23 protein-coding genes and 2 pseudogenes are annotated in these 24,462 nt (G+C 39.2%); 17 read left to right on the top strand and 8 right to left on the bottom strand.

The features are described from left to right. The 5 genes from efp to ACFILU_RS07355 all read right to left on the bottom strand — a co-directional run bounded on the left by efp (position 1) and on the right by ACFILU_RS07355 (position 4,560). Complete coding sequence (gene efp / locus ACFILU_RS07375) at positions 1-576, bottom strand: elongation factor P (RefSeq protein WP_015856958.1); 576 nt, start codon at positions 574-576, stop codon at positions 1-3. 476 nt (positions 577-1,052) lie between these two features. Next, the gene (locus ACFILU_RS07370) at positions 1,053-1,418 is read right to left on the bottom strand and encodes a helix-turn-helix domain-containing protein (protein WP_375675442.1); all 366 of its coding nucleotides are present in this window, start codon (positions 1,416-1,418) and stop codon (positions 1,053-1,055) included. A 595-nt stretch (positions 1,419-2,013) separates the two neighbouring features. Further along, entirely contained in the window at positions 2,014-3,057 is a 1,044-nt protein-coding gene (locus ACFILU_RS07365; RefSeq protein WP_375675440.1) for a tetratricopeptide repeat protein, read from the bottom strand. A gap of 364 nt (positions 3,058-3,421) precedes the next feature. Then, positions 3,422-3,787, bottom strand: a complete 366-nt coding sequence (locus ACFILU_RS07360) for a helix-turn-helix domain-containing protein (protein ID WP_375675439.1) — start codon at positions 3,785-3,787, stop codon at positions 3,422-3,424. Between the two features lie 371 nt (positions 3,788-4,158). Beyond that, positions 4,159-4,560, bottom strand: a complete 402-nt coding sequence (locus tag ACFILU_RS07355; RefSeq protein ID WP_375675437.1) for a helix-turn-helix domain-containing protein — start codon at positions 4,558-4,560, stop codon at positions 4,159-4,161. 466 nt (positions 4,561-5,026) lie between these two features. Between ACFILU_RS07355 and ACFILU_RS07350 the strand changes: the two genes are divergently transcribed. Together ACFILU_RS07350 and ACFILU_RS07345 are read left to right on the top strand one after the other, a co-directional pair. Continuing rightward, complete coding sequence (locus ACFILU_RS07350; protein ID WP_375675435.1) at positions 5,027-5,215, top strand: antitoxin; 189 nt, start codon at positions 5,027-5,029, stop codon at positions 5,213-5,215. Positions 5,216-5,245: 30 nt separating this feature from the next. Further along, positions 5,246-5,506, top strand: coding sequence for a type II toxin-antitoxin system RelE/ParE family toxin (locus ACFILU_RS07345; protein ID WP_375675433.1), 261 nt, complete (start codon positions 5,246-5,248; stop codon positions 5,504-5,506). 274 nt (positions 5,507-5,780) lie between these two features. Here the strand turns inward: ACFILU_RS07345 and ACFILU_RS07340 are convergent, their stop codons facing one another. After that, on the bottom strand, positions 5,781-6,530 hold the full coding sequence (locus tag ACFILU_RS07340) for a TIR domain-containing protein (RefSeq protein WP_375675432.1): 750 nt from the start codon (positions 6,528-6,530) through the stop codon (positions 5,781-5,783). Positions 6,531-6,841: 311 nt separating this feature from the next. Next, the gene (locus tag ACFILU_RS07335; RefSeq protein ID WP_375675430.1) at positions 6,842-7,504 is read right to left on the bottom strand and encodes a thiamine phosphate synthase; all 663 of its coding nucleotides are present in this window, start codon (positions 7,502-7,504) and stop codon (positions 6,842-6,844) included. 365 nt (positions 7,505-7,869) lie between these two features. Between ACFILU_RS07335 and ACFILU_RS07330 the strand changes: the two genes are divergently transcribed. The 12 genes and pseudogenes from ACFILU_RS07330 to tolB all read left to right on the top strand — a co-directional run bounded on the left by ACFILU_RS07330 (position 7,870) and on the right by tolB (position 20,233). Continuing rightward, entirely contained in the window at positions 7,870-9,012 is a 1,143-nt protein-coding gene (locus ACFILU_RS07330) for an OpgC family protein (protein ID WP_375630931.1), read from the top strand. Positions 9,013-9,191: 179 nt separating this feature from the next. Further along, positions 9,192-9,710 (top strand): DUF1465 family protein, encoded by a 519-nt coding sequence (locus tag ACFILU_RS07325; RefSeq protein ID WP_375649927.1) that lies wholly within the window; start codon positions 9,192-9,194, stop codon positions 9,708-9,710. Between the two features lie 322 nt (positions 9,711-10,032). Then, positions 10,033-10,348, top strand: a pseudogene (locus ACFILU_RS07320) (hypothetical protein); the annotation flags it as partial. 127 nt (positions 10,349-10,475) lie between these two features. Next, the gene (locus ACFILU_RS07315) at positions 10,476-10,610 is read left to right on the top strand and encodes a hypothetical protein (protein WP_273790469.1); all 135 of its coding nucleotides are present in this window, start codon (positions 10,476-10,478) and stop codon (positions 10,608-10,610) included. Positions 10,611-11,626: 1,016 nt separating this feature from the next. Continuing rightward, positions 11,627-12,142, top strand: coding sequence for a crossover junction endodeoxyribonuclease RuvC (gene ruvC, locus ACFILU_RS07310; protein WP_273790468.1), 516 nt, complete (start codon positions 11,627-11,629; stop codon positions 12,140-12,142). 13 nt (positions 12,143-12,155) lie between these two features. Next, positions 12,156-12,770 (top strand): Holliday junction branch migration protein RuvA, encoded by a 615-nt coding sequence (gene ruvA / locus ACFILU_RS07305; protein ID WP_273790467.1) that lies wholly within the window; start codon positions 12,156-12,158, stop codon positions 12,768-12,770. Between the two features lie 13 nt (positions 12,771-12,783). Next, positions 12,784-13,878 carry a Holliday junction branch migration DNA helicase RuvB gene (ruvB, locus tag ACFILU_RS07300; RefSeq protein WP_375675429.1) on the top strand — a complete coding sequence of 365 codons (1,095 nt, stop codon included), beginning with the start codon at positions 12,784-12,786 and terminating at the stop codon, positions 13,876-13,878. 224 nt (positions 13,879-14,102) lie between these two features. Then, complete coding sequence (gene ybgC, locus ACFILU_RS07295) at positions 14,103-14,543, top strand: tol-pal system-associated acyl-CoA thioesterase (RefSeq protein ID WP_273790465.1); 441 nt, start codon at positions 14,103-14,105, stop codon at positions 14,541-14,543. Between the two features lie 1,708 nt (positions 14,544-16,251). Beyond that, a complete protein-coding gene (gene tolQ / locus ACFILU_RS07290) occupies positions 16,252-16,965 on the top strand; it encodes a protein TolQ (RefSeq protein ID WP_273790464.1) in 714 nt (237 codons plus the stop codon). Positions 16,966-16,979: 14 nt separating this feature from the next. Then, positions 16,980-17,432, top strand: coding sequence for a protein TolR (gene tolR / locus ACFILU_RS07285; RefSeq protein ID WP_375675427.1), 453 nt, complete (start codon positions 16,980-16,982; stop codon positions 17,430-17,432). 108 nt (positions 17,433-17,540) lie between these two features. Further along, entirely contained in the window at positions 17,541-18,869 is a 1,329-nt protein-coding gene (locus tag ACFILU_RS07280) for a cell envelope biogenesis protein TolA (protein ID WP_375675425.1), read from the top strand. 38 nt (positions 18,870-18,907) lie between these two features. Next, positions 18,908-20,233, top strand: a complete 1,326-nt coding sequence (gene tolB / locus ACFILU_RS07275) for a Tol-Pal system beta propeller repeat protein TolB (protein ID WP_375630936.1) — start codon at positions 18,908-18,910, stop codon at positions 20,231-20,233. Between the two features lie 1,069 nt (positions 20,234-21,302). Here the strand turns inward: tolB and ACFILU_RS07270 are convergent. Continuing rightward, positions 21,303-22,049 (bottom strand): YebC/PmpR family DNA-binding transcriptional regulator, encoded by a 747-nt coding sequence (locus ACFILU_RS07270; protein WP_254492472.1) that lies wholly within the window; start codon positions 22,047-22,049, stop codon positions 21,303-21,305. A 368-nt stretch (positions 22,050-22,417) separates the two neighbouring features. Here ACFILU_RS07270 and ACFILU_RS07265 point away from each other — a divergent pair, with 368 nt between their 5' ends. The 3 genes and pseudogenes from ACFILU_RS07265 to ACFILU_RS07255 form a co-directional block, all read left to right on the top strand. Next, entirely contained in the window at positions 22,418-23,119 is a 702-nt protein-coding gene (locus ACFILU_RS07265; protein WP_375610271.1) for a DUF1013 domain-containing protein, read from the top strand. A 204-nt stretch (positions 23,120-23,323) separates the two neighbouring features. Next, the gene (gene pal / locus ACFILU_RS07260) at positions 23,324-23,845 is read left to right on the top strand and encodes a peptidoglycan-associated lipoprotein Pal (protein WP_273790460.1); all 522 of its coding nucleotides are present in this window, start codon (positions 23,324-23,326) and stop codon (positions 23,843-23,845) included. A gap of 52 nt (positions 23,846-23,897) precedes the next feature. Beyond that, a pseudogene (locus tag ACFILU_RS07255) lies at positions 23,898-24,462 on the top strand (tol-pal system protein); the annotation flags it as partial.

Genomic DNA, 24,462 nt, shown 5'->3' with positions numbered 1-24,462 from the left:
TTATTTATCTTTTTCATTTGCACGACGCAAATAAATCAACTCATTGGTGTCTACAATGATACGTTCACCAGCATTCATAAAGGGGGGAACAAGAATACGAATCCCGTTTTCAAGAATGGCGGGTTTATAAGAGGAGGTAACCGTTTGTCCTTTGATGGCAGGATCGGCTTCCGCAATCGTGACAGCAACTTGATCAGGAAGTGAGATGCCAATAGGCTTTTCTTGATAAAGTTCAACTGTGACAGTCATCCCATCTTGGAGAAACGCAGCACGTTCACCAACAAAATCCTTTTGAAGTTCAAGTTGTTCATAAGATTCTGAATCCATAAAGACCAAAGCATCCCCTTGTTGATAAAGAAATGTGAAATCCTTTTGTTCAAGGCGCACGCGTTCAACGGTCTCAGCAGCGCGAAATCGTTCATTAAGTTTTGTACCATCAATCAAATTTTTCATTTCAACTTGGTTAAATGCACCACCTTTTCCTGGTTTTACAGCGTTGCATTTAACTGCAACCCATAAACTTCCTTGATGTTCGATCACATTACCAGGGCGAATTTCATTGCCATTAATTTTCATCGTTTCTATCCAATTCTATTCTTGCAAAAAGAACTCTCTTGTTATCTTTATGGCGCTTTTCTTTGCTGCCTTTAACAGTCAAGCTCTTTTGTTATTTTCGGGCTAAAATCCCTTTGATTAACCTTGCGGCTCTCTCATGGTCCTGTGTGCTCTTTATGGGCTTTCTCCTGCTTTTTGCAAAGAGAAAAGCTTAAGTAAAAAAGGACCTTTATGTATTTTTGCTTTTCAGTTCTTTGCAAGACCATAAAAAGCGCTCAGACGCAAGCTTTTTAAAAATTTGCACAAAAATTTTTTAGATTTTGGGGAAATTTATCCCGTTGTGTCGTAAAATATCATCATTGATGGCAATGATATAATTGATGGTAATGATATAAGTTCCCTAAAACCATGAGGTGTTTTTAATTAAGAATATGTGCATACGGAGTTTATTATGAGTGTCTCATGGGATAGAGCGTGGTGTGTGTTATCGTATGATGTTAGCTTTCATTTTGATCAGAGAGTAATTGTAAAATGGCTCTTTGTTTTATCGAGGTTAGGACTCTAAATTTTTTGAGAAGCAGGTATTTTTCTGTACTTGATGCGATTTCATCATGAGAGTACGGGGGCTGTTGTTTTGTTAAGATATCAGCATAGAAAAAGGAAAGTAGAACATTGGAGATATCGGCCATTTCTTTTAAACGCCCTGCGCTGACACGATTTAATCCGTTTTCATATTTCTGGATTTGTTGGAAAGTGGCACCTAAATGTTGACCTAATGCTTTTTGAGACATTTTTAGCATTTTTCGTCTCAAACGAATTTTTTTGCCAATGAAAATGTCGTTATCAAGATTTCTGGCTCGCATTTTAAAGCCCCCGCCGGTTGCGAGCGCCCTCGCGTTGGTATTCCGGGAGTCTAAAAACACTGAACTCAAATCAGCATTTTGCTTTTAGTGCTGAAAGCACTTGGACATAGCAAAATCTCCCGGAATCCCCGCAAAGCGGGGTCAATTCATGTTTGAGTTTTCGGGTTTTTAGATCCCTATTGGTCGTTGCATATGCGACCAAGACACTTTTCAAGTCATAAAGTAATTTTAGGAAATTTACAATAAAAAATAGCTTTTTTATAAGAGACGGCGTGTTTTTCATCTAAGCAAAAAGAATGAAAAAATAGAGCTTTCGGAATTTTCGGGATAGCCTAGCTCTTTTGCTTATTGGGTATTGTTTGTTAAGCAAATGATACCAGTGCGTTTTCTTTACCAATGAAAATGTCGTTATCAAGATTTCTGGCTCGCATTTTAAAGCCCCCGCCGGTTGCGAGCGCCCTCGCGTTGGTATTCCGGGAGTTAAAAACACTGAGTCCGAATCAGCATTTTGCTTTTAGTGCTTAAAGCACCTGGACAGAGCAAAATCTCTCGGAATTTCTATAAATTTTATCTTTTTGATGCAGAGAGGAGTATTTTAAAAAACAGGAAGGAGCTTTATTGCTTCTTTGTGCGCTTTTTCTAGTTGTGCCTTATCCATGCCTTGGAGCATTATTTCAAGATCAGGGGCTTGCATTTTTGCCTCCTTTGCGAGCGTATACCATGCCGCTGCCATTATTATATCGCCTTTTGTTCCTGTGCCATCTCGATAAAGCCTTGCAAGGGAAATCTGTGCTGGTGCTACCATGTTGATAGCATTTCTTTGAAGTAAATGAAAAGCACGCTGAAAATCTGTTTCTCCTCCACGCCCCTGTACAAGCCATTGTGCTAAATGAAGTTGAGCTTTTAAGTGGTTGTTTTGAGCCGCTACCTCCATGAGCTTGCGGGCATTGCGATCATCCTTTGGTCGTTTTAATGTGCCTAAGGAAAGAATTTTTGCAGCAGAAAAAGCAGCATCAGCATCGCCAAGAGCAGCACCTTTTAAGTACCATTTTAAGGCTTGCTCTATTGCTTCATTTTCACGACTTTGGGAAGAAACACCAGGGAGAGCTTGTTTTTCCTGTGAGGCTTTATAAAGAAGCAGTTGTCCATAATAAAAATAGGCTTCCTTGACGCCTGCTTTGACAGCTTTTTGAATGAATTGCTCACCAAGTCCTTGATTTTGTTTTATAAAGTTACCATCAAACAACATAAGTCCATAGCGTAGTTGTGCTTGGGGTTCCCCCTGTTTTGCAGCGCGTTCAAACCATAAAGCAGCACGCGCACCGTCAATAGGAACAGCACATCCTTCCATATAAATTCGGGCAAGAAGAGTTTGTGCAAAAGGATCATTTTTTTCAGCACGTCGGAGTGCTTCACGAAAAGCTTTTAAATAATAACCTTGGATGTAATAGTCATAGGCTTGGTCATAGTCTCCAGCTTTTAAGGGCTGAAAGGGTTCTTGAGTGTTTGAAGCTTCTTGAATCGTATTGAAAGAGCTTTCAGAATTTGAGATTTCTTCAGTGTTTCCCGCTGAAATTACAGCAGAACTTGCAAGCCCAATCACGCCTAAGATAAGCAGCTTCACGCTTCTCTTGATCATGGTGTTTTCTCCTCATTACCGATCAGAATTTTCACATTTTTTTTTCATCATTACAAGCCGTATAAGAATTTCATTTCTATATTACTTTTTATCTCTCAGTTTTTCGTCTTGGTTCAAGGTAGGGTTGGGTAAGTTAAAAAAGTAGCATAAATGTCGACGAGAGACAGACTGTTTAAAACAGTTCTGTTAAAAATAATACAGTCCTGTTAAAAATAATAATGATGAGGGGTTATCGTATGTAAAGATGCTTATCTTCTATTATATCAATGGCTTATCCCCCTAAAATGAAAAAATGCTTACAATGGAGGTTGCTTTTAAAAATACGTATGAATGCTTATGAATAGCGCACGCTATCCGTGTGATGTTAGCTTGCATTCTCATCAGAGATCAGTTGTAAAAAGGCTTTCTTTTTTACCGTTGTTAGAACTCTAAATCTTTTGAGCAGCAGGTATTCCTCTGTGCTTGATGCGATTTCATCATGGTGGTATGGGGACTGCTGTTTTGTTAAGATATCGGCATAAAAAAAGGCAATGGGAACATTCAAAATATCAGAAATTTCCATTAAACGCCCTGCGCTGACACGATTTAAGCCGTTTTCATATTTTTGAATTTGTTGGAAAGTGACACCTAAAGCGTGTCCTAAAGTTGTTTGAGACATTTTTAGCATTTTTCGTCTCAAACGAATTTTTTTGCCAATAAAAAGATCAATATTAAGATTTTGAGATTGCATTTTTCCCCGCCGGTTGCGAGCGCCCTCGCATGAGTATTCCGGGAGCTTGAAAGTACTGAAATCTAATCAGCTTTTTTTGCTTTTAGTGCTTAAAGCACCTGGACATAGCAAAAACTCCCGGAATTCCGGGATACCCACAAAGTGGGGTAAATTCATGTTTAGATTTTCGGGCTTTCAAGACCCTCTTGGTCGTTGCGTATGCGACCAAAACATCTTTTAATTAATAAAGTAATTTTAGGAAATTTACAATAAAAATTAAAATAGTGTCTCTTAACGTGTCGCTTCTTAAAACAGGGAGTTGGCATGTTTTGCATTCAAGCAATAAAGTGTTCACAAAGGGGACTTTGAATAGCACACACTATCGCGTTATGTTAGCTTGCATTCTCATCAGAGATCAGCTGTAAAAAGGCTTTCTTTTTTACCGTTGTTAGAATTCTAAATCTTTTGAGCAGCAGGTATTCCTCTGTGCTTGATGCGATTTCATCATGGTGGTATGGGGACTGCTGTTTTGTTAAGATATCGGCATAAAAAAAGGAAAGTGGAACATTCAAGATATCGGAAATTTTCTTTAATCGCCCTGCGCTGACACGATTTAAGCCGTTTTCATATTTTTGAATTTGTTGGAAGCTTACGCCTAAAGCGTGCCCTAAAGTTGTTTGAGACATTTTTAGCATTTTTCGTCTCAAACGAATTTTTTTGCCAATGAAAATATCATTATCAAGATCTTTGGTTCGCATTTTAAAGCCCCCCGCCGGTCGCGAGCGCCCTCGCATGAGTATTCCGGGAGCTTGAAAATACTGAGTTCTAGTCAGCCTTTTTGCTTTTAGTGCTTAAAGCACCTGGACATAGCAAAAACTCCCGGAATTCCGGGATACCCACAAAGTGGGCTCATCTTTACGCTAGAACTTAGGGTTTTCAAGGCCCCTTTTGGTCGTTGCGTATGCGACCAAAACATCTTTTAATTCATAAAGTAATTTCAGGAAATTTACAATAAAAATAGTTTTTTACTTACAAAATTTGTTTTTTTATGAGAGGCTATCCGCTTCTTAAATCTCTCTGGAATGATTGTCAAAATCATGACATTAGCCCTCGTGTTTTTTGAGAGGGTTAAAAAGCCTTAAGTTTTAAGATCAAAAGAACTTTGGACGCTTAAAAGTTAAACATTTTCAATTCGCTAATATTGACAACATAGACAAGAGTAATTATCTCCAATATTCAGGAATAGAAAGGACATATATTATGAAGACCACCCTTTCTCCGCTAATTTCAGAGTTCAAAACCGTTGAACAGGAAAGCAGCTACACTGCATGGCTGCGCGATAAGGTAGCGAGCAGTCTTGCAAATCCATATCCTCCTATTCCGCATGATGAGGTTATGGCTGAAATGGAAGTTATAATCAGTCAGCTTGAAGCTGAACAGGACAAGTGATGCTTCCGGTTGTTTGGTTGTCTTCGGCACGTGACGATTTGCGTCAGATGTTACCTATATTGCTCGCGAAAATCCATCTGCTGCGCGCGCCGCCGAATGAAAAGGTTTTTGGAAGCATCCGTACTGCCATTGGCTGAACATCCATATTTATACAGACAGAGTGAGAAGGTATTAGGATTACGAGAAATTGTAGCGCATCCAAATTACCTTATATTGTATCGAGTAGCTGCACATCAAATCGAAATTGTAGCTGTAGTACATGCCCGACGTGAATTTCCTATTTTTCTTTAATCTAATGAGAGGCTGCCTCTTAAACCTTTCTGGAACAATTACCAAAATCATGACAACAGCCCCGCGTTTATCAAAGAGACTAAAATGATTTCTTCCACGGTAATGAATTCACGCGCGGTCTCTTCATTAAAATTTGCACAATCGCTTGCTGTTTGAATAAGAGTGGGGGGTGATCGTTTCTCTGTGCTATAGGATGTGTGTCTGTGGAATGTGGTGGAGTGCCTTGTGATTTTGGGTGTGCGCTTTAAAAAATAAACATAAGCATTATTCAAATTTAATTTAATGCATGAGTAATTGTATCTGTATTAAAAGAGAAATCAGCTTCTTTTAAGCGCTTAATAAGTTTGGGAAATGTTTCTTTTACGTGTTCTTTAAAAGAAAGGTAGTAAACTCCATTAACATCTGAAAGTATTTCAATGCCTTCTTTTTGTAGAATAGCAATCCTCTCAAGAGGAAGCGCGGCAGCTAACATACCCATTTCGAAAATAACGTTTTGTCGTGCACGGGGTTGTGCTGCTTTTTTGCCGGCAGATTTGGCATAGCCTATATCATCGGGAGTAAGCAGCACAATACCAAATTTTATGAAATCGCTACAGATTCCTTTTTCTAAAGCTTCAATGATGGTTAAGCCATTCCCGCCAGTATTTTGTAAAATGTATGGTTCAAGATTAAAATCATTAAGAATAGATGTAAGTTGCTTTAGGGCAGTACGGTCATGACCATGAACGATAAAAATTTTTTTAGGAGAAGATTCTAAGGTATTGGAAGCAGTCTTTGGAGAAGGATTCGTTGATGTTTCTTGTATGTGTTTAACCAAAGCTTTTTCTAGATTTGTCACAGCGGATTCTTTGCCTTGAACGTTGATTGTTCCTGTGCTTTCATACCAATTAATAACGCCTCCTTCGGAGGTTTTGATCTGATATCCTTTAGAAGAATTAAGTGATAGAAACTTAGTTTCTATGATTTTATATCCAGCTGTTTTAACTATATCTTTAAGGTCTTCGAAGGTGCCGCTATATTTCACTGTTTATATTCTTTCAATATCGCTGGTTATTAATATAAAATGTTGATTTATTTTTATAACTATTTGAATTTAAATAGCTTTATGATTTCATTTTCTTATACAATGCACAAAAAGAGACGGTCACCTTCCATTCAATTGATTGAAACGTGGGAAAACTTGACTAAATGATGGGAAATTTTACTGCGTGATAAAGCGATCTGATTGAATTGTGAATGAACGAAACGAATTTTTCTCCTATTTGTATATGGCGTTATGTGCTCTATATAAGAAGCACGAAAGTTAACGCTTTATTTATAAATTCTCCTCCTATATTACAAGGGGGTTTTCTCACATTTTTCTTGCATTGTTTTAAGCAGTATTAAGGGGTTGTCGTTCCCCAAAATGACTTCTTCTACAGCAATGAATTCACATCCAGTCTTTAAGACTTCATCAAAGGTTGAAAAATCGCTTCCTGCTTGGATAATGGCGGGGGTTTGCATAATTTCTGCCCACCATGTTGCTAACTGGAGATTGCGGGGGTGTGCTTGGGGTTTTTTATCAGCACCGAGTTTTCCAAAGAACAGGTAATCAACACCTGTTTCCGCTGCAAGCATAGCACTATGGCGATTGCGTAGATTGCCAAAGCCTATGATTTTTTGTTCCTTTTGCTGATTTTTGAAGCTTTCAAGAGCGTTAAGATCATCTTCTATGTGCAATCCATCAGCCTTTATGCGCCCAGCAATGCGGCTGTCATCAGCGATGAGAAGGGCTGCGTTATGATGTTGAATATCTTCTGCGTAAGTTTGCGCTTGTTGTTGTAAAAAAGAGCTATCATCTTTCAACTTTTCAGAATCATAGAGGATGACGCATGCAAAAGACTTTGTTTGCAAAATTTGCTGCAAAAATGTGTGTGGGGTGTTGCGCCGAACATCAAGTGTTAAAATCAACTGAGGGAAAAGAGGTGGATCAATTGGTTTATTTTTTTGTTGTGTCATGTCAAATCCCTGTTTCTTAGAAAAAATAATGCTTAAAAATTAAAGTTTCATTCTATTATGCTTATTTGTGATAAAAGTGACCACCATTTTCACGTAATTTAAAGGATTTGTGGGTGTGTGGGAGCCTGCTTATGAGAAATGAAAGTGTTTTAAAGCATAATATGTTGCCTTTTTGTTGTGATACACGTATGGACGCTTTTCGTTCTTTTGCCTTTAAAAAACTTTTGCCTTTTAAAAAATAAACGCTTAAAATGAAACTTGACACTTAAAAATTAAAATTTCATCCTGTTCATGCTTGTTGGCAATAAGGGTAAGCACCATTTTTATGGGACTTCAAGGGGGGTGTGACGTGTGGGAGTCCACTGATGAAATACCAAGGTATTCTTGAGCATAATACTCAACCTTTTCGCCGTGATACACGTATTGATGTTTTTCGTTCTTTAGCCTTATTGACGATTTTCATCAACCATATTCCCAGAACGATCTATGAGTCTTTTACTCATAGAAATTTCGGTTTTTCTGATTGTGCAGAAGTGTTTGTTTTGCTTTCAGGGATTGCTCTTGGGTTAAGCTTTCATGGACGGTTACAGCAAAAATCCTTTGCTTTTATTATCCGAAAACTTTGGTACAGAGCTCTGCAGCTCTATGGTGCATATCTTTTTACTACTTTTGTCACGTTAAGTCTTTTTTTTGCTGCCTTTTTATTATGGAAAACAGAAAAACTTTTATCGATGAACAATGTGGGACTCTTTTTTAAAGAGCCTGGTATCGCATTTTTGAGTACCTTAAGCTTTGGGCATCAATTGGGATATAATAATATTCTTCCTCTTTATATCGTTTTGATGTTTTTTGCGCCTTTTATCCTTTATTTGAGTTGTAAGCAGACAAAATGGCTGCTTTTGGGCTCCTTTACACTGTATCTTATCTGCGGATTTTATAAAATTGCTCCTCCTTCTTATCCTTTAAAGGGAAAGTGGTTTTTAAATCCTTTGTCTTGGCAATTCTTATTTGTCATAGGATTGACCAGTACTTTAGCGCTTAAACAAGGAAAAAAAATCGCTTTTCAGTCTTTTTGGATTGTTTGTGCGGCAGCGTATCTCTTGTTGGCGCTGTTATGGGTTCGCTTAAACTGGTGGGGCATTTTGGGGTGGCTTGGCTGGTCTTCCCCCTTGTTGAACTTTAATAAAACCTTTTTAAGCTTGCCACGTTTACTCCATGTTCTTGCATTAGCCTTTCTCATTCTTTCTTTGCCGTGCATCAATAAATGGTTTTATGTCTCTCAGAAACATCCTTTAGCAATTTTAGGAAAACATAGTTTACCGGTCTTTGTAACGGGAACCATTTTTGCGATGTTTGGACAAATTATAAAAACAGTGATGACAGAAACGTTTTTTTCCGATACCCTCTTAATAATAACGGGTATTGCTTTGCAATTTGGAGTCGCTTATTATTGTGAAAAACGGCAATCTTGGCAGTGGTCATTTTCAAGGAAAATGATCCGTTTATAAAAAACATTCCTATAGTGTTTGTTGGGCACGTTAACCTTAGTATAAAAAGTGCGTTGCGCAAAAAAATTAAAAGAGGTAGCAGTTTTAAAAAAAGCGTTCTATACAGCAACAAAAGAAACTTTTTAATACTCTGTTCGTTGAGTGGTATAATTTTGTGCTGATACTTGGAGTATAAAAGCGTGAGTGTACATAAACGTCCATATGATGAACCTATTATCATGATTGAGCATAATGCTTTTGAAAATGCTTTTAATCGTCTCTATGAAGAAACAATGGCGCTGATTGAAAAAACCGCAGCGTATATTGACTCAGAAGGGAAATTAGTAGCACGCTCTCTTTCGGCAGAGGTTTCTGCAATCTATGCAAAAGAGGCTATGTATTTAAGTACACGACTTATGCAAATCGCTTCTCAACTCCTTCTTCTTCGCGCAGAGCGTGAAGGGGAAATGTCATCAGAACAAATAAAAAAAGAAATTGTAAAAGTGTCACTTCATACACCGACATTGGAACTTGAAACCCCGCATTGGCATGAATTGCCAGAAATTTTTCGCCAATTTGTTTCTCATTCATTGCGTTTAGAAGCGCGGATAACCTATATGCGTGCTGGGTGGGAAACTGCGGCCTCCTGTGCTCTAGAAGATGATAATCCAGTGGGAAAACAAATCGAATTGCTCAAAACAGCTTTTGGGCGTTCTTAGAGGTACTCCCTTGCTTTGTGCGAAGGGGAAATGTCATCAGAACAAATAAAAAAGAAATTGTAAAAGTGTCACTTCATACACTGAGCATTGGAACTTGAAACCCCTCATTGGCATGAATTTCCAGAAGTTTTTCGCCAATTTGTTTCTCATTCATTGCGTTTAGAAGCGTGCATTTTTTTCATTTAGAGATGCTGCTATAGTTTAAGCACTTTGGTCAATAAGCGGCGGCTTTATCTTGAACGATGATAATCTAGTGGGAAAACAAATCGAATTACTGAAAACAGCTTTTGGGCGTTCTTAGAGGTACTCCCTTGCTTTGTGCGAAGGGGAAATGTCATCAGAACAAATAAAAAAGACATTGTAAAAGTGTCACTTCATACACCGAGCATTAGAACTTGAGACCCCTCATTGGCATGAATTGCCAGAAGTTTTTCGCCAATTTGTTTCTCATTCATTGCGTTTAGAAGCGTGCATTTTTTTCATTTAGAGATGCTGCTGTAGTTTAAGCACTTTGGTCAATAAGCGGCGGCTTTATCTTGAACGATGATAATCTAGTGGGAAAACAAATCGAATTACTCAAAACAGCTTTTGGGCGTGCTGAGAATAATAGCTCCTTGCTTCTTTCTTGCGATATTTAGAGCAGTATACCCATTTTTTTTTACAACCGAAATTTCACAACTAAAACTAATCTAGAGTGCTTTTTTCTGCCTAATTTCTATTTGAGCGTAGGAAATATCTTGAGCTTATAGCTGAAGGGTATAGGTATTGATTGTAAATTATGGCATGGGATGGAGTATGGTTGGTTTTGTGGGAAATCGGCTTTGGTTGATTGCAGCTGGAACACTTTCTGTTGATCTATCGTGTGATTTTGTTTTGGTTATGATAATGATCTGGCTCTAAGATAGAGTAGGGGCTTGTACATCAATTTATTTATGCTCTATAATTTATGCCTATAAAGCTGCTGTAAAGTGTGTGTTAATGAGGATGATACACATTGTTACAGTTTTTGGGCGTCTTTTGTTTTGAATGGAAGGTATTTTCCTTCGCGTAAAATAAAATATCCAAAATAAAATGCCATATAGTGCCATATAGTGCCATATAATGAATGTCCCATGGGTTCCTTGTGCCCCTATGCATGTTCCTCTCTATGAAATGTCCCTCTCTACGCAATGTCATTGTGGTGTGATGAGTATATTCAAAAATATCTCTTAGTTCTTATTCATATCCGTTGAGCCTCTCTCATCTTTATGCTTGCAAAGGAGAAAGCCGGCACTATCATCATCTTTGCCAGTCCCCAATGTTGCGGCAGCCTTTGGAACTTGAGACAATTCATTAGAAGCATTATTTTTAGTCCTTTCTTGTACAGTTTCACTCTATACGGCAATCCCACGTTTCATATGTAAGAGAATGGTTTTGATTGCTTCAATATAAACAGATTTGTAATGAGAAAATCTTAGGATATTCGGGATTCTTATGCAACATACAAAATAATTAATTATCTTTATAAATCAACGTGTTGTCGTGTTATGGTAGCGTCATGCTATAATGTAAAAAGTTTTCGCAAAGTGTGTAGCATCCATTGCATAGCCTCTTTACACATTATGAATGTGCAATCCAGCACTGATCTATTTGCTCACTTGCGATGTTTAACCGTTATGGCATTGGATATGATATAGAAAGGGAAATTTTATGCTTTAGAGGGTGCTTGATAAGGTGCTTGCTTGTGATGTGTGAATGGTTTTGATTGATTTCAGTTATGCTTCATAAAGATGCTGTTCGTTGCGTGTTATAATTGTATAAATTTGGGGGGATGATTATCTTTTTACTGGTTTTGTCTTGTACTGCTGTTTTCTTTGTGGTCTTGTCTTTATTCACATCTTTATTCACAGGGGGGAAAAGTGTATAGACTGTAGTTTATGGCAGAGACGATTCGTATTATAGGCATTGATCCCGGATTACGGCGTACAGGGTGGGGCGTTATCGATGTTGCGGGTAATCGTCTTCAGTTTATTGCAGCAGGGACGGTTTCTTCTGATGTAAAGTGTGAGCTGGCTTCCAGACTATGTCAGATCCACAAAGGTCTTTCAGAGGTTGTGCATCAATTTATGCCCCATGAAGCCGCTGTAGAACATGTGTTTGTCAATAAAGATGCTACAGCAACTTTAAAACTTGGGCAAGCACGTGCAATTGCACTGCTGGTTCCTGCGCAAGCAAATCTTCCTGTTTTTGAATATGCGCCCAACAAAGTGAAAAAATCGGTTATTGGTGTTGGACATGGGGCTAAAGAACAAATCCATATGATGGTCAAAGTTCTCCTCCCACGGGCTGAATTTGATAGCAGTGATGCGGCTGATGCTCTTGCTCTTGCTCTTTGTCATAGTATGCACCGTAACAGTATTGACCTATCTTATCAGGCAAGGAAGGCGATATGAGTGGGGTGGCAACATGATTGGCAAATTAAAGGGCACTCTTGAACATATCTTTGATGATCATATCCTTCTTGATGTGCACGGTGTGGGTTATGTTGTTTTTGTGTCAAATCGGCTGCGTCCTTCTTTACCCTCTGTTGGGGAGGCATTAAGCCTTTTTATTGAAACGCATGTTCGGGAAGACGCAATCCGCCTTTTTGGTTTTGCTACAAGAGCTGAACAGGAGTGGTTTTGTCTTCTACAAAATGTTCCTGGAGTAGGGGCAAAGGTTGCTTTGGCAATCTTGGGTACTTTATCGCCAGATGAACTTGCACAGGCTATTGCCTTAAACGATGTTGCGATGATTAGTCGAGCGCCGGGCGTTGGTAAAAAAGTCAGTGAAAGAATTGTGGGTGAGTTGAAAAGTAAAACACTCCCCTTTGAACAAGCGCTCAAGACTGTTTCGGTTTCTCAGCGTGAGATGACCAATCAACCTGCGCATGATGCGCTTTCCGCGTTGATGAAGCTAGGGTTTGAACGGGAGCATGCATCCCGTGCTCTTGCTCTTGCGATGAACGCTCTTGAGGGGGAAACTGTTTCTTCTGCCCTGCTGATCCGCCATAGTCTCAAATTGCTTTCTTCTCCTACTTAAAATCAAGGTAACAATGCATAAAGATGAAGATAAACGCCTTCTGGGTTCCGCCTCCCTTCCTAACGATCCAGATCGTTCCTTAAGACCACAAGTTCTCGATGACTTTATTGGTCAAGAAGCGGCACGGGCTAATTTAAAAATATTTATTGAAGCAGCAAAAACGCGGCAAGAAGCGCTGGATCACGTTTTGTTTGTAGGACCACCGGGGTTGGGAAAAACAACGCTTTCACAGATTATGGCAAAAGAATTAGGCGTTAATTTTCGCTCTACTTCAGGGCCGGTCATCGCTAAAGCAGGAGATTTAGCCGCTCTCTTGACCAATCTTGAAGAACGTGATGTCTTGTTTATTGATGAAATTCATCGCTTAAATCCGGCGATTGAGGAAATTCTTTATCCAGCCATGGAAGATTATCAACTTGATTTGATCATTGGGGAGGGGCCGGCCGCACGCTCGGTGAAAATTGATCTGGCTAAATTTACTTTGGTAGCGGCAACCACACGTTTGGGGCTTTTGACCACACCGCTGAGAGACCGTTTTGGCATCCCAATTCGTCTCAATTTTTATACGATAGAAGAATTGGAATATATTGTGCAGCGTAATGCGCGGCTTTTTGCCGTCAAGATTAGTGATGATGGTGCCCATGAAATTGCACGCCGAGCACGGGGGACCCCTCGTATTGCCGGACGGCTTTTACGGCGCGTTTGTGATTTTGCTTTGGTTAAACAAGCAAAACAAATTGACCAAAAAATCGCCGATGAAGCGCTTTCGCGCCTTGAGGTCGATCATCTTGGTCTTGATTCGCTTGACCGTCGCTACTTGCTTCTGATTGCGGAAACTTTTTTAGGGGGACCGGTGGGGATTGAAACGATTGCTGCTGCTTTATCAGAACCACGCGATGCCATTGAAGATATTGTTGAACCGTATTTGCTCCAACAAGGTTTTATTCAAAGAACCGCTCGTGGACGCATTCTAACTGAAAAGGCTTGGAGCCATTTAGGGCTTTCTGCTCCAGCCTCTACAACGTCTATACAAAGGCGTTCTCAACTTTCTGATGCTCAAGACAATTCATTACTTCAGACGTCTTTATGGGATGGGGAAGATGACTAAGGCATTTCTTCATTAAAAGAAACTATTTGAACATTTTATAGCAAGGTCATAAAATACAAGAGACGTGCTTCCTTTAACATATTCTGGTCGAAAAAGTTTGGCACTATTGAGGGTTTTTTGCTTTTGCTTTCCACAACTTCAACACAAAAATGTGTTCAATCTTTTGATTGATAAACAATTTGCTATATTAGCTATATTAGATGATTTTATGGGGCATGAAGTCGATGACAGAAATAACACCTTTTAAGAGCAATCATACAAACGCTTTTCATAATTTTCAGGTCCGCGTTTATGTTGCTGATACAGATTTTTCCGGTGTGGTTTATCATGCGCGTTATCTTGAGTTTTTTGAACGAGGACGTTCAGAGTTTTTACGAGATGCCGGTTTTAATAATAAGATGTTAGCAGCAGGGGTTGAGGGAGAAAAACTGTTTTTTGTTGTTCGTCATATGGAAATTAATTTTTCAAGACCAGCTAAAATTGATAATCTTTTAGTCGTTAAAACACGTGTTACTCATATCCAAGGGGCACGCTTTTTTATGGAGCAATCTATTTTGCATGAGATGACCACGTTGGTAACAGCCAAAGTTGAAATTGCTCTGATTAATGAGGAGGCAAAACCGCGACGTTTACCCAAAGAACTTTTTGCAAAAATTCTTGGTTAAAAGTATTATTCATTGAACCAGCAGCTTTAGGAGAGATCGGCAGATATAAAGTAATCTACAATCTAAAACTATACATTTATCATAGCCTAAATGTTTTCCAACAAGGTTACACGATACAGCAAAAGAAAACAGCTCTGCTACAACACTACAATAAATTGAAGATGATATTTCACAAAATTAAACACGCCTCATCCATGTTATGATTCAAAAACAATGTCGCCTCATCCATTTTCTGCTATAAACTCAAGATATTTTCTTTCTTTTGAAGAAAGGTTTGTTGGCATCGGAAAACAGCGAAAAGTACAAAAAAAAATAAATAAAAAATGGATTAAGATTTGTTTTTATAAAAATGCACATACCCAGCGCAATATTGCAATAAAGTGATAATAAGCCATTAGGTCGAAAATTGTCTCAAAACACCCAAAGGGTGTTTTTAAGCAATTTGATTTGTTTTTTTATTGGACTGTCATTTGGCATCACAAGAGCACGTGTTTCATCCATTTCTATCTATAATGCATCACTTTATGTGCGCTTCTAAGCGTAGTAAATGAGTGAGAGATCAATGTATACAAAGCAGAAATGCATTCTTGATTTAAAGTTTCAAAAGCATATTATTATATAATATATTGACTGAGAAAGATAAATTATCACTTCTCACGGGTACAAACCCTAATAGAGGAATAAAATACTTTGCATTTCAAATCTGTTCATGTTGAAACAATTAAAATCATTTGCTTACACATCATAAGAGAGCAATATAAATCATTGAAAAAATTGTAAAAATGTTCCTTATGTATCATTCTCAATGCAATAACGATCAAATATCGCAAGTGAGCAAAGAGAGCGAAGAAGCTGGTTTTCATGAAGTAAAGACGTGAAAAGGCTTTTTTCATATCACAGAAGCTTTTACGTTATACCATAGTGCCAGAGAGATGATAGGCATTGAAAGAGGCAAATTCACAACACAATGAGATTACATGAGACTTACACTAGATTATATAGGACTTGTAGGGGTGCATGGGGGAGGCGCATTGTCGTGAGGTATGGTAGGGTGGTTTAGTGTCGTTTTTTTGCCCGATGGTGTGATCTTATTAAAGAATGAGAGAAACAATAGCCTGAGGCAAAGCATAATTTTTCATGATGATAACATATTTATTTATAATGATAATTCACTGCGTTGCAATTTTTAGATAATTCTGAAACTTGTAAGATTTTTTCTTTTCAAGCTCTATTGCTGCGAATTAATTAAAAACATTTTCTTACATATCACAAGCGGGGTTGATGAGTGGGTACAAAAACACTTAAGAAAGGAATAAAATGCTTCTTATGAATCTTTTCAAGTGCTAAGACTTATTGCAGCATTTTAAGCTTAAAACGCGTATGATGGTTTAGCGTTCTTTATCATAAGCGTAAAGATGGTGGTGCATAATAGATTTTATATTATGCATTTTTATATCTTTTATTTTTATAGTATTTATGGAGAAGTTCTTATCGTTATATTTTTCATAAATGCTGTTGTGAAATGAGGAGGGGCCTGCATTGAGGGATGTCTCTCGTCATCACTTTTTAAGGAAATTTAAGAAACAAGTCTTGTTTTAGCGCATGGATTTATGTGAGACTAGAGTTTTTACTTAAATTTAGAAACTATAAAATAATCTGTTTTATAAAACTTTTAAAAATACACCTTTCATTTAGAGGGACAAAAATTATGCCGCATGGTGAACTAACAAATCCGGAAACAATTGGAATGTTGCATTTGTTTATGCAAGCGAGTTGGATCGTGAAAGGTGTTATGATTGGGTTGCTGCTCGCTTCCATCTGGAGTTGGGCAATTATTTTTGATAAAATTTTTACGTATCGGAGAATACGGCGTGAAATAAAGCAGTTTGAACGTACATTTTGGTCCGGCAAAGCGCTAGAAGATCTTTATGCATCATGCAAAAGTCAACGTACCAATAGTATATCCGCAGTTTTTATAGCAGCAATGGTTGAATGGAAAAAATCTCTTGAAAAAGGGACCCATACATCGAAAAGTTTGCAGAGCAGAATTGATAAGGCTATGGATTTGACGCTGGGACGTGAAAGTGAAAAAATAGAATCAAAATTAAGTTTTCTTGCGACACTGGGATCCGCGGGACCCTTTATCGGACTTTTTGGAACAGTTATTGGTATTATGGAGTCTTTTCTTTCTATTTCAGCTTCTCAAAATACATCACTTGCCATTGTCGCGCCGGGGATTGCAGAAGCGCTTTTGGCAACCGCTATTGGTTTGTTTGCAGCAATTCCAGCCGTTATTGCTTATAACAAGTTGACTCATGAAAGTGCGCGCATCATTGCACAAATAGAAAATTTTGCCGATGAATTTTCAACAATTGTATCGCGGCGTATTGATGAAACACGCACAGCACCTTCCTCTTTATAAAAAGGAGCTTATCCATGGGCGTTTCTGTTGCTTCTTCTTCTCGCAAAAATACACGTAGGCGGCATCATTCACGAAGCCAACTGATGAGTGAGATCAATATCACTCCTTTTGTGGATGTCATGCTGGTCTTGTTGATTATTTTTATGGTCTCTGCTCCCCTTTTAGTGAACGGTATTCCTCTAGATTTGCCTCGTAGTCAAGCGGGTCCCGTACGAGCTCAAAAAACACCCCTTACGGTTTCACTTGACGCGCAAGGGCGCTTTGCCATTAATCAAGATTATTATGAAACGTCACAGGCCCTGATTGCACACCTGAAAACTCTTCTGGAAGTAGATGCTACACAAAAAGATCAACGGGTTTTTGTGCGGGTTGCTAAAACTGTTGAATATCAGCAGGTATTAAAATTGCTGGCGGATATTCAAAAAGCGGGGTTTTCTCAAGTTGCGTTAGCAAGTCTAGCACAATAAATAATAAGTAATAAAATTGCGCATAACCGGTTGTTTTTAATTTTTTTTTAAAAAGAGCATAGAGTGATTAAAAATGAAAAAATGTAAGGCATAAATAAGGCATAAAGAATGAACAAAGACTCCTATCATAGTATGAAACGAGGCTTGGCTTTATCCCTTGTGGTCCATGTCATTTTTCTCAGTTGGGGAGCCATTCAGTTTACAAGCTCTGTCTCTTTACCACAACCATTGGAAGCAATTCCCATTACTCTTGCTCCTTTAGTGGACGAGTTTTCTTCTCAACAAGGAGCCGTGAAGGCTCCTATCCGTGCTGTCCCTGCCATAAAACCAACTATGCAGCCACAAGAGAAAGAAGATGCACGCCATATTGGAGAGGGACAAATAGATAGTCTTGCACCATTTCAACCAAAGGAAAAGCCGCGTCCCGTTGAAACAGCATCGCCACCATCAAGCGAGAACACATCAGAAACATTTGCACCAGAACTTACAAAACCAGAATTATTAGAAGCAAAAACAGAGGATGCGCCCAAGGTTGCACCTGAGATGCCTTTGGAGGCACCAGAGGATGCGCCCAAGGTTGCGCCTGAGATGCCTTTGGAGGCACCAGAGGATGCGCCCAAGGTTGCGCCTGAGATGCCTTTGGAGGCACCGGAGGATGCGCCCAAGGTTGCACCTGAGATGCCTTTGGAGGCACCAGAGGATGCGCCCAAGGTTGCACCTGAGATGCCTTTGAGAGTGCCGGAAGATGCCTCTAAGGTTGCGCTCAAGCCTGCGCACAAAAACGAAGAGATGATATCGCCAAAAGAATTGGCTCCAACGGTCCCAAAAGTACCAGCAGAGCAGATTGTTCATCAAGCGCCCAAAATTGTACTTCCAGAAAAATCTCTTCTTCCACAGTTTAAACCAAAGTTTGACGAAAAATCTCCAAGGAAGAATGAGGCTGCATTGAATCAAAAGACGCCAAAGCTTAACAAGAAAAACCAAGAGAAACAGACCATTGAAGATATTTTAGCTCTGGAGGAAAATAATTTGCTTAATCGTGCGCGGTCACAAGGAGGGGGGGCAAAACGTTCTCATACACCAGAAGCTTTGGGTGCAAGAAAAAATATTAATGATACCACAAAAATGGCACAAACATTGGTCAATATTGCGGGGGGATGTATTCAACAGAAGCTTAAACTTGTGGCGCTTGGCGGCGATTTAAAAAACCGTCCGGTTGTGCGGTTGCGATTTTACTTAGACCGTGAAGGGATGGTTGTGGGTGATCCTATCATTGATCCCGTAAGCGGCCTTGAGAGTCAACAAGCTATTATGATAAGGCAGGTGTACGCTGCTGTCTTTTCATGCCAACCTTATGCAGATCTCCCACGTGATCAATATGATCTATGGGGGCAAGGTTTTGACTTTAATGTTGATCCCCTCCAAGAAATAAGATGATAAACGAGAAAAAAGCGCTTAACGAAAGGACACATTCCATGATGACTATAACGAGACATAAAGTTTTTGCTTGGTTTATTGTCACTTGTGGGTTGTGGCTTTCAAGTAATTCATCGGGTTATGCGCAATTGAAAGGAACTATTTCGAGCGCTGATTTTAATCCCATTCCCATTGCAATTACAGACTTTATTTCCAATGATTCGATTGGGTTGAAAATATCTGCTGTGGTGACAGCCGATCTTGAACGGTCGGGGCTTTTTTTACCGCTTGATAAAGCAAATTTTTTTGAAAACATTTCTAATCCTAATAAACAACCGCATTTTGCTTCTTGGCAGAAAATAAAAGCGCAAGGTTTAGTTACTGGGCAAGTCATGAGAGAAATCGATGGACGTTTGAGGGTCGATTTTCGTTTATGGGATGTTTTTGGACAAAGACAATTGAAAGGACGGCGTTTTTATACCGCGACAGAACGTTGGCGGCGTGTGGCACATATGATCGCAGATGAGATCTATAGTGAGATGACAGGAGAAAGTGGTTATTTTGATACACGAATTGTTTTTATCGATGAAACAGGACCCCAAAATGCACGCATTAAACGCTTAGCAATGATGGATCAAGATGGCGCAAATTTGATTTATATGTCTGATGGAAGTGAATTGGTGCTTACACCGCGTTTTTCCCCAAAAAGACAAGAAATGACCTATATGGCTTATGAGGACAATCAAGTACCTCATGTTTATCTCCAACAAATTGAAATGGGGCAAAGAGAGTTGATCGGAACGTTTAATAACATGACAATTGCTCCACGTTTTTCTTCTGATGGACAAAAAGTTATCATGAGTTTGTTACAAAATGATGGGAGTGCCAATCTTTACACCATGGATTTACGAACCCGTACGATGACGCGACTTACAACAACTTCTGCTATTGATACTTCTGCTTCTTATTCACCGGATGGAAAACAAATCGTCTTTTCTTCAGATCGTAGTGGAAAGCCGCAAATCTATAAAATGAATGCGGATGGGAGTGATATTCAGCGTATTTCTTCAAACGATGGGAGTTATTCAACACCTATTTGGTCTCCACGGGGTGACTATATCGCCTTTACAAAACAATTAAACGGACAATTTTCTATCGGTGTTATGCGCCCTGATGGACAAGGAGAACGAATTTTAACCACGGGGTTTCACAATGAAGGACCAACTTGGGCCCCTAATGGTCGTGTGCTGATGTTCTTTCGCAAAAATCCCGGTATGGGACCAAAAATTTATACGATTGATATTACGGGTCGCAATGAACGTCAATTACCCACTCCCAATGATGCTTCAGATCCAGCATGGTCGCCTTTGCTCAATATACAATAAAACAAAATGCTTAAAAACAGAATATAGAAGGAATACAGTCTCAAGTTTAAACAATCTCAATAGTTTTTTAATTATTTAAAAGAAGGAATTGATTATAGTGGGCATGGGGAGTTATGTAGGTTTCATCTATCATCTACGGTTGTTGATCGATAATGGAATTTCCTTGGGGGAAAATGCTTAAAAAAATTCAAAACAGTACCTTGAAAAAATAGAGTCGAAAATTCTGAGATCTCTAGATTTCAATTTTTTATTCAAAGTGTCGCTATATATATTTTTTTAAACTTCCTCTTCGATTTTGTTTGTGAAGAGTCCTCTTGTCAGGGGGGCTGTTGCTCTTTGATGTGTTTTATTCAAGTACGCGGTTGTTTTAGGTCTGAATATTGATTGATTGGTAAGAGCAAAAGGACAGATTTTTAAGATAAATGACGTTATTTTAGAAATATACGATGCCATAAAGTTAATGCCATAAAGTCAAAAATTTATCCGCAACAGATTAGAGAGATGTACCGCCTTTTTGTACAATACTTTGCTAAACAATCAGCTCTGGCTTTCTATTTGCTTATTTTTATTCTGTGATGTTGTAAAAACACTGTCCTTTGAAGTGTGGTGATATAGGACGTATAAACCTCCTTGATATATTCTAAGTGTTTTTAAGTGCGTGGCGAATATTTAGGGGAGTGCATGTTTGTTGAGCCTTAAGTTTCAAGTGAATTTTATGAGTGATTCGTCATAGGAATACGTTAGGAAAATCCCAATTGTTTAGAGGCTAGATCATTTTCATCACTTGAGAGCGGAGAGGAGGTTCATCTTAAAGAACAAAAAGATCAAATAGAGAGGGGATATAGGGATAATTTTTGGGGCATGTAAGAAAGGCGTGAGGCTACAGAGTTTTGTATGCTTTCTTTTTTTTTGGTTATGTTTTCTGAAATTAATTGCGGTTTTCTTGTTGCACTGACAGCTTTTCCCCGCTATTGACGCGGGGCTTTTATATGTGCGGATAAAGAGGAGAGGTAACAGATGCTTTTGAAGCCCTCATGAATGAAGAGAGGGCTTATGCAAATGATGGGAATTATACAGACAATTTTGCCAAAATCTCATCACTGACATCAAAATTGGCATAAACATTTTGCACATCATCATCTTCTTCTAATGTTGAAATCAGCCGTAAAACGGACAAAGCTTTTTCTTCATCTATTGGTGCAAGGGTGGTGGCTTTCCAAATCGTTTTAATCGATTCTGCTTCACCAAGTTTTGCTTCAAGTGTTTTGGAAACTTCACCAATATCTTCAAATGCGCAGGTAATATGATGTCCGGTTTCTTCTGATTGCACATCTTCGGCACCGGCTTCAATTGCTGCATCCATGATGTTATCGGCTGTCCCTGCTTCTGGCTTATAGATTATTTCACCAATCCGATTAAACATGAAACTGACCGATCCTGTTTCCCCTAAGGCTCCTCCTGATTTTGTGAAGGCGGCGCGCACATTTGAAGCGGTGCGGTTGCGGTTATCGGTTAAAGCTTCAACAATGACGGCAACGCCACCTGGTCCATAGCCCTCATAGCGTACTTCATCATAATTTTCGACATCGGCGCCTGACGCTTTTTTAATCGCGCGTTCAATATTATCTTTCGGCATCGATTGTGCTTTGGCATTTTGAACAGCCAGCCTTAAACGTGGATTCATGGCTGGATCAGGAGCACCTTGTTTTGCTGCTACGGTAATTTCGCGTGCAAGCTTAGAAAATATTTTCGAGCGCATTGCATCTTGACGCCCTTTACGGTGCATAATATTTTTAAATTGTGAATGGCCTGCCATAGTTTTCCTTCCTATTTGAGGGCTTTCTTTCCAGTTGGATACTCTTTAGAATTTAAGGCGATAAAGCACGCATCCCACCAGAATAAATGTGCCACAGCATGAGGTGAAATAATCGAATAAACCCTTTATAAGAAAATTCATCTTAAAGGTAAAGACACCTTAGTTGAGGATCATTACAAGAGAGATCTCTTGTCGTTGAGCAAAAATAACGCTATAACAGAATGTAATCTCATAGCAAAATGGTTTATTCCATGCCTCGCTTTGTTTTAGGAGTGGTTGGAGAGACCTAAACATATAAAAAAGTTCCAGTGCTCTTGAGTGGGCGGTAACCTGCCTCATAGAAGAGGCGCAGAAGAGGATTTATAAAAATGGCAACGCAACTTTTGATGCCCAAAGCAACAGCTGTTTGGTTGGTTGATAATACAGCTCTTTCTTTTGATCAGATTGCAGAATTTTGTAAATTGCATGTCTTGGAAGTAAAAGCTATTGCCGATGGTGATGCGGCTTATGGTATTAAAGGTTTAGATCCGATTAGTTCTGGGCAATTGACGCGCAGTGAAATTGCACGGGTGGAGGCTGATCAAAACGCACGATTGAAAATTTCTCAATCGAGGGTGCATATTCCTGAAAAAAAACGTAAAGGGGCGCGCTATATCCCTCTTTCTCGACGCCAAGATCGTCCCAATGGTATCCTATGGTTGGTTACAAACCATCCCGAGTTGAAAGATGCACAAATTGCACGGTTGATTGGGACAACAAAAGCGACAATTGAACAAATCCGCCTTAGAACCCATTGGAATAGTGCAAATTTGGTTCCTCTTGATCCTGTAGGGCTTGGTTTGTGTTCGCAAATCGATTTAGATTTTGAGCTCCAGCGTGCGGCGAAAAATCGCCCTGTTGCTGCAGAAGAAGATAGGTCGTTGCTTCCCGCTTCTGTGACGGAAAACGCTGCTCTAGAGGAAAATGAGAGTGAAGAAAATCTGCATAAGACTTTTGACGCTGATAAAGTTTTTGCAAAGCTGAACGCGCTGCAAAAAAATCGTCAAGATCAAGATCAAGATGATGCATAAAAAGCCATGACGCATAAGGGAAACATTTCTTATGGAAATGTTAGAGGAATGGCCAAAGAGAAGAAAAATTGGCAGAGACTTAAAAGTAAAAATGAGGACGAAAAAAAACAGAAAAAATTTCGTCTTCATTAGGAATTAACGGTTATTCTTAAAAATATTTTTAAGAATTGACCCTTCTTTACGAAATTCAAGGAGAAACGGACTATGCGCTCTACCAAAAAAACCATCTCTCATTCCTTAGCTATCCTCTTTCTTTTCTCACTATGCTTGGGTGGGTGTGGCAAAAAAAATGTTGGTGCACTTAACGGTATGAATGGCGCTTATATGAATGATGCTGGTTTGAATCAGATGTCACCAGGTTCAGGACAAGAATTTACGGTTAATGTGGGTGATCGCGTGTTTTTTGGTCTCGATTCTTCTTCACTTGATGCTGATGCGGAACGTATTTTAACGCGCCAAGCAGAATGGTTGCTTCATTATCCTTATTATTCTATTATGATCGAAGGTCATGCTGATGAGAGGGGAACACGTGAATATAACTTGGCACTTGGACAGCGCCGTGCTGTTGCTGTGCGAAACTATTTGGTGTCTCTAGGTGTGTCTGCACAACGGATTCAAACAATTTCTTACGGAAAAGAAAGACCTGTAGCAGTATGTGATGATATTTCCTGTTGGAATCAAAATCGACGTGCTGTGACAACGTTGAATGACATGAATAGTCATTAAAAAGAAGATTGTTTGTTTCAACTATTTAATAAGCTCTTAAGGGGAAAAAAGAATGTATCGTAAAATCAATTGGAAAACACTCTTTTATATGGGGGTTTTCATAGCTTGTTCTACTTCACTTGTTCAAAGTGCGGCACGAAAGGCTTCCGAATATCCTGCACATGATACGGATAAAGTTGATGCAGTTGATAAGGCAACTGATGATGTTAAGAAAGCGCCTGAAGCAGCCGATAAAGCAGCATCTGATGCGGCGGAAAAAGCCACTGACGCTGTTGATAAGGCAATTGATGATGTTAAGAAAGCGCCTGAAGCAGCCGATAAAGCAGCATCTGATGCGGCGGAAAAAGCCACTGACGCTGTTGATAAGGCAATTGATGATGTTAAGAAAGCGCCTGAAGCAGCCGATAAAGCAGCATCTGATGCGGCGGAAAAAGCCACTGACGCTGTTGATAAGGCTGTCGATGATGTGAAGAAAGCACCTGAAGCAGCTGATAAAGCAGCATCTGATGCGGCGGAAAAAGCCACTGACGCTGTTAATAAGGCTGTCGATGATGTGAAGAAAGCACCTGAAGCAGCTGATAAAGCAGCATCTGATGTGATAGAAAAAGCCACTGACG

The organism is Bartonella sp. CL100XZDX (assembly GCF_042195375.1).
GTDB lineage: Bacteria > Pseudomonadota > Alphaproteobacteria > Rhizobiales > Rhizobiaceae > Bartonella.
The sequence above is the reverse complement of the archived record's forward strand: the minus strand, read 5'-3'. Positions and strand labels throughout refer to the sequence as shown.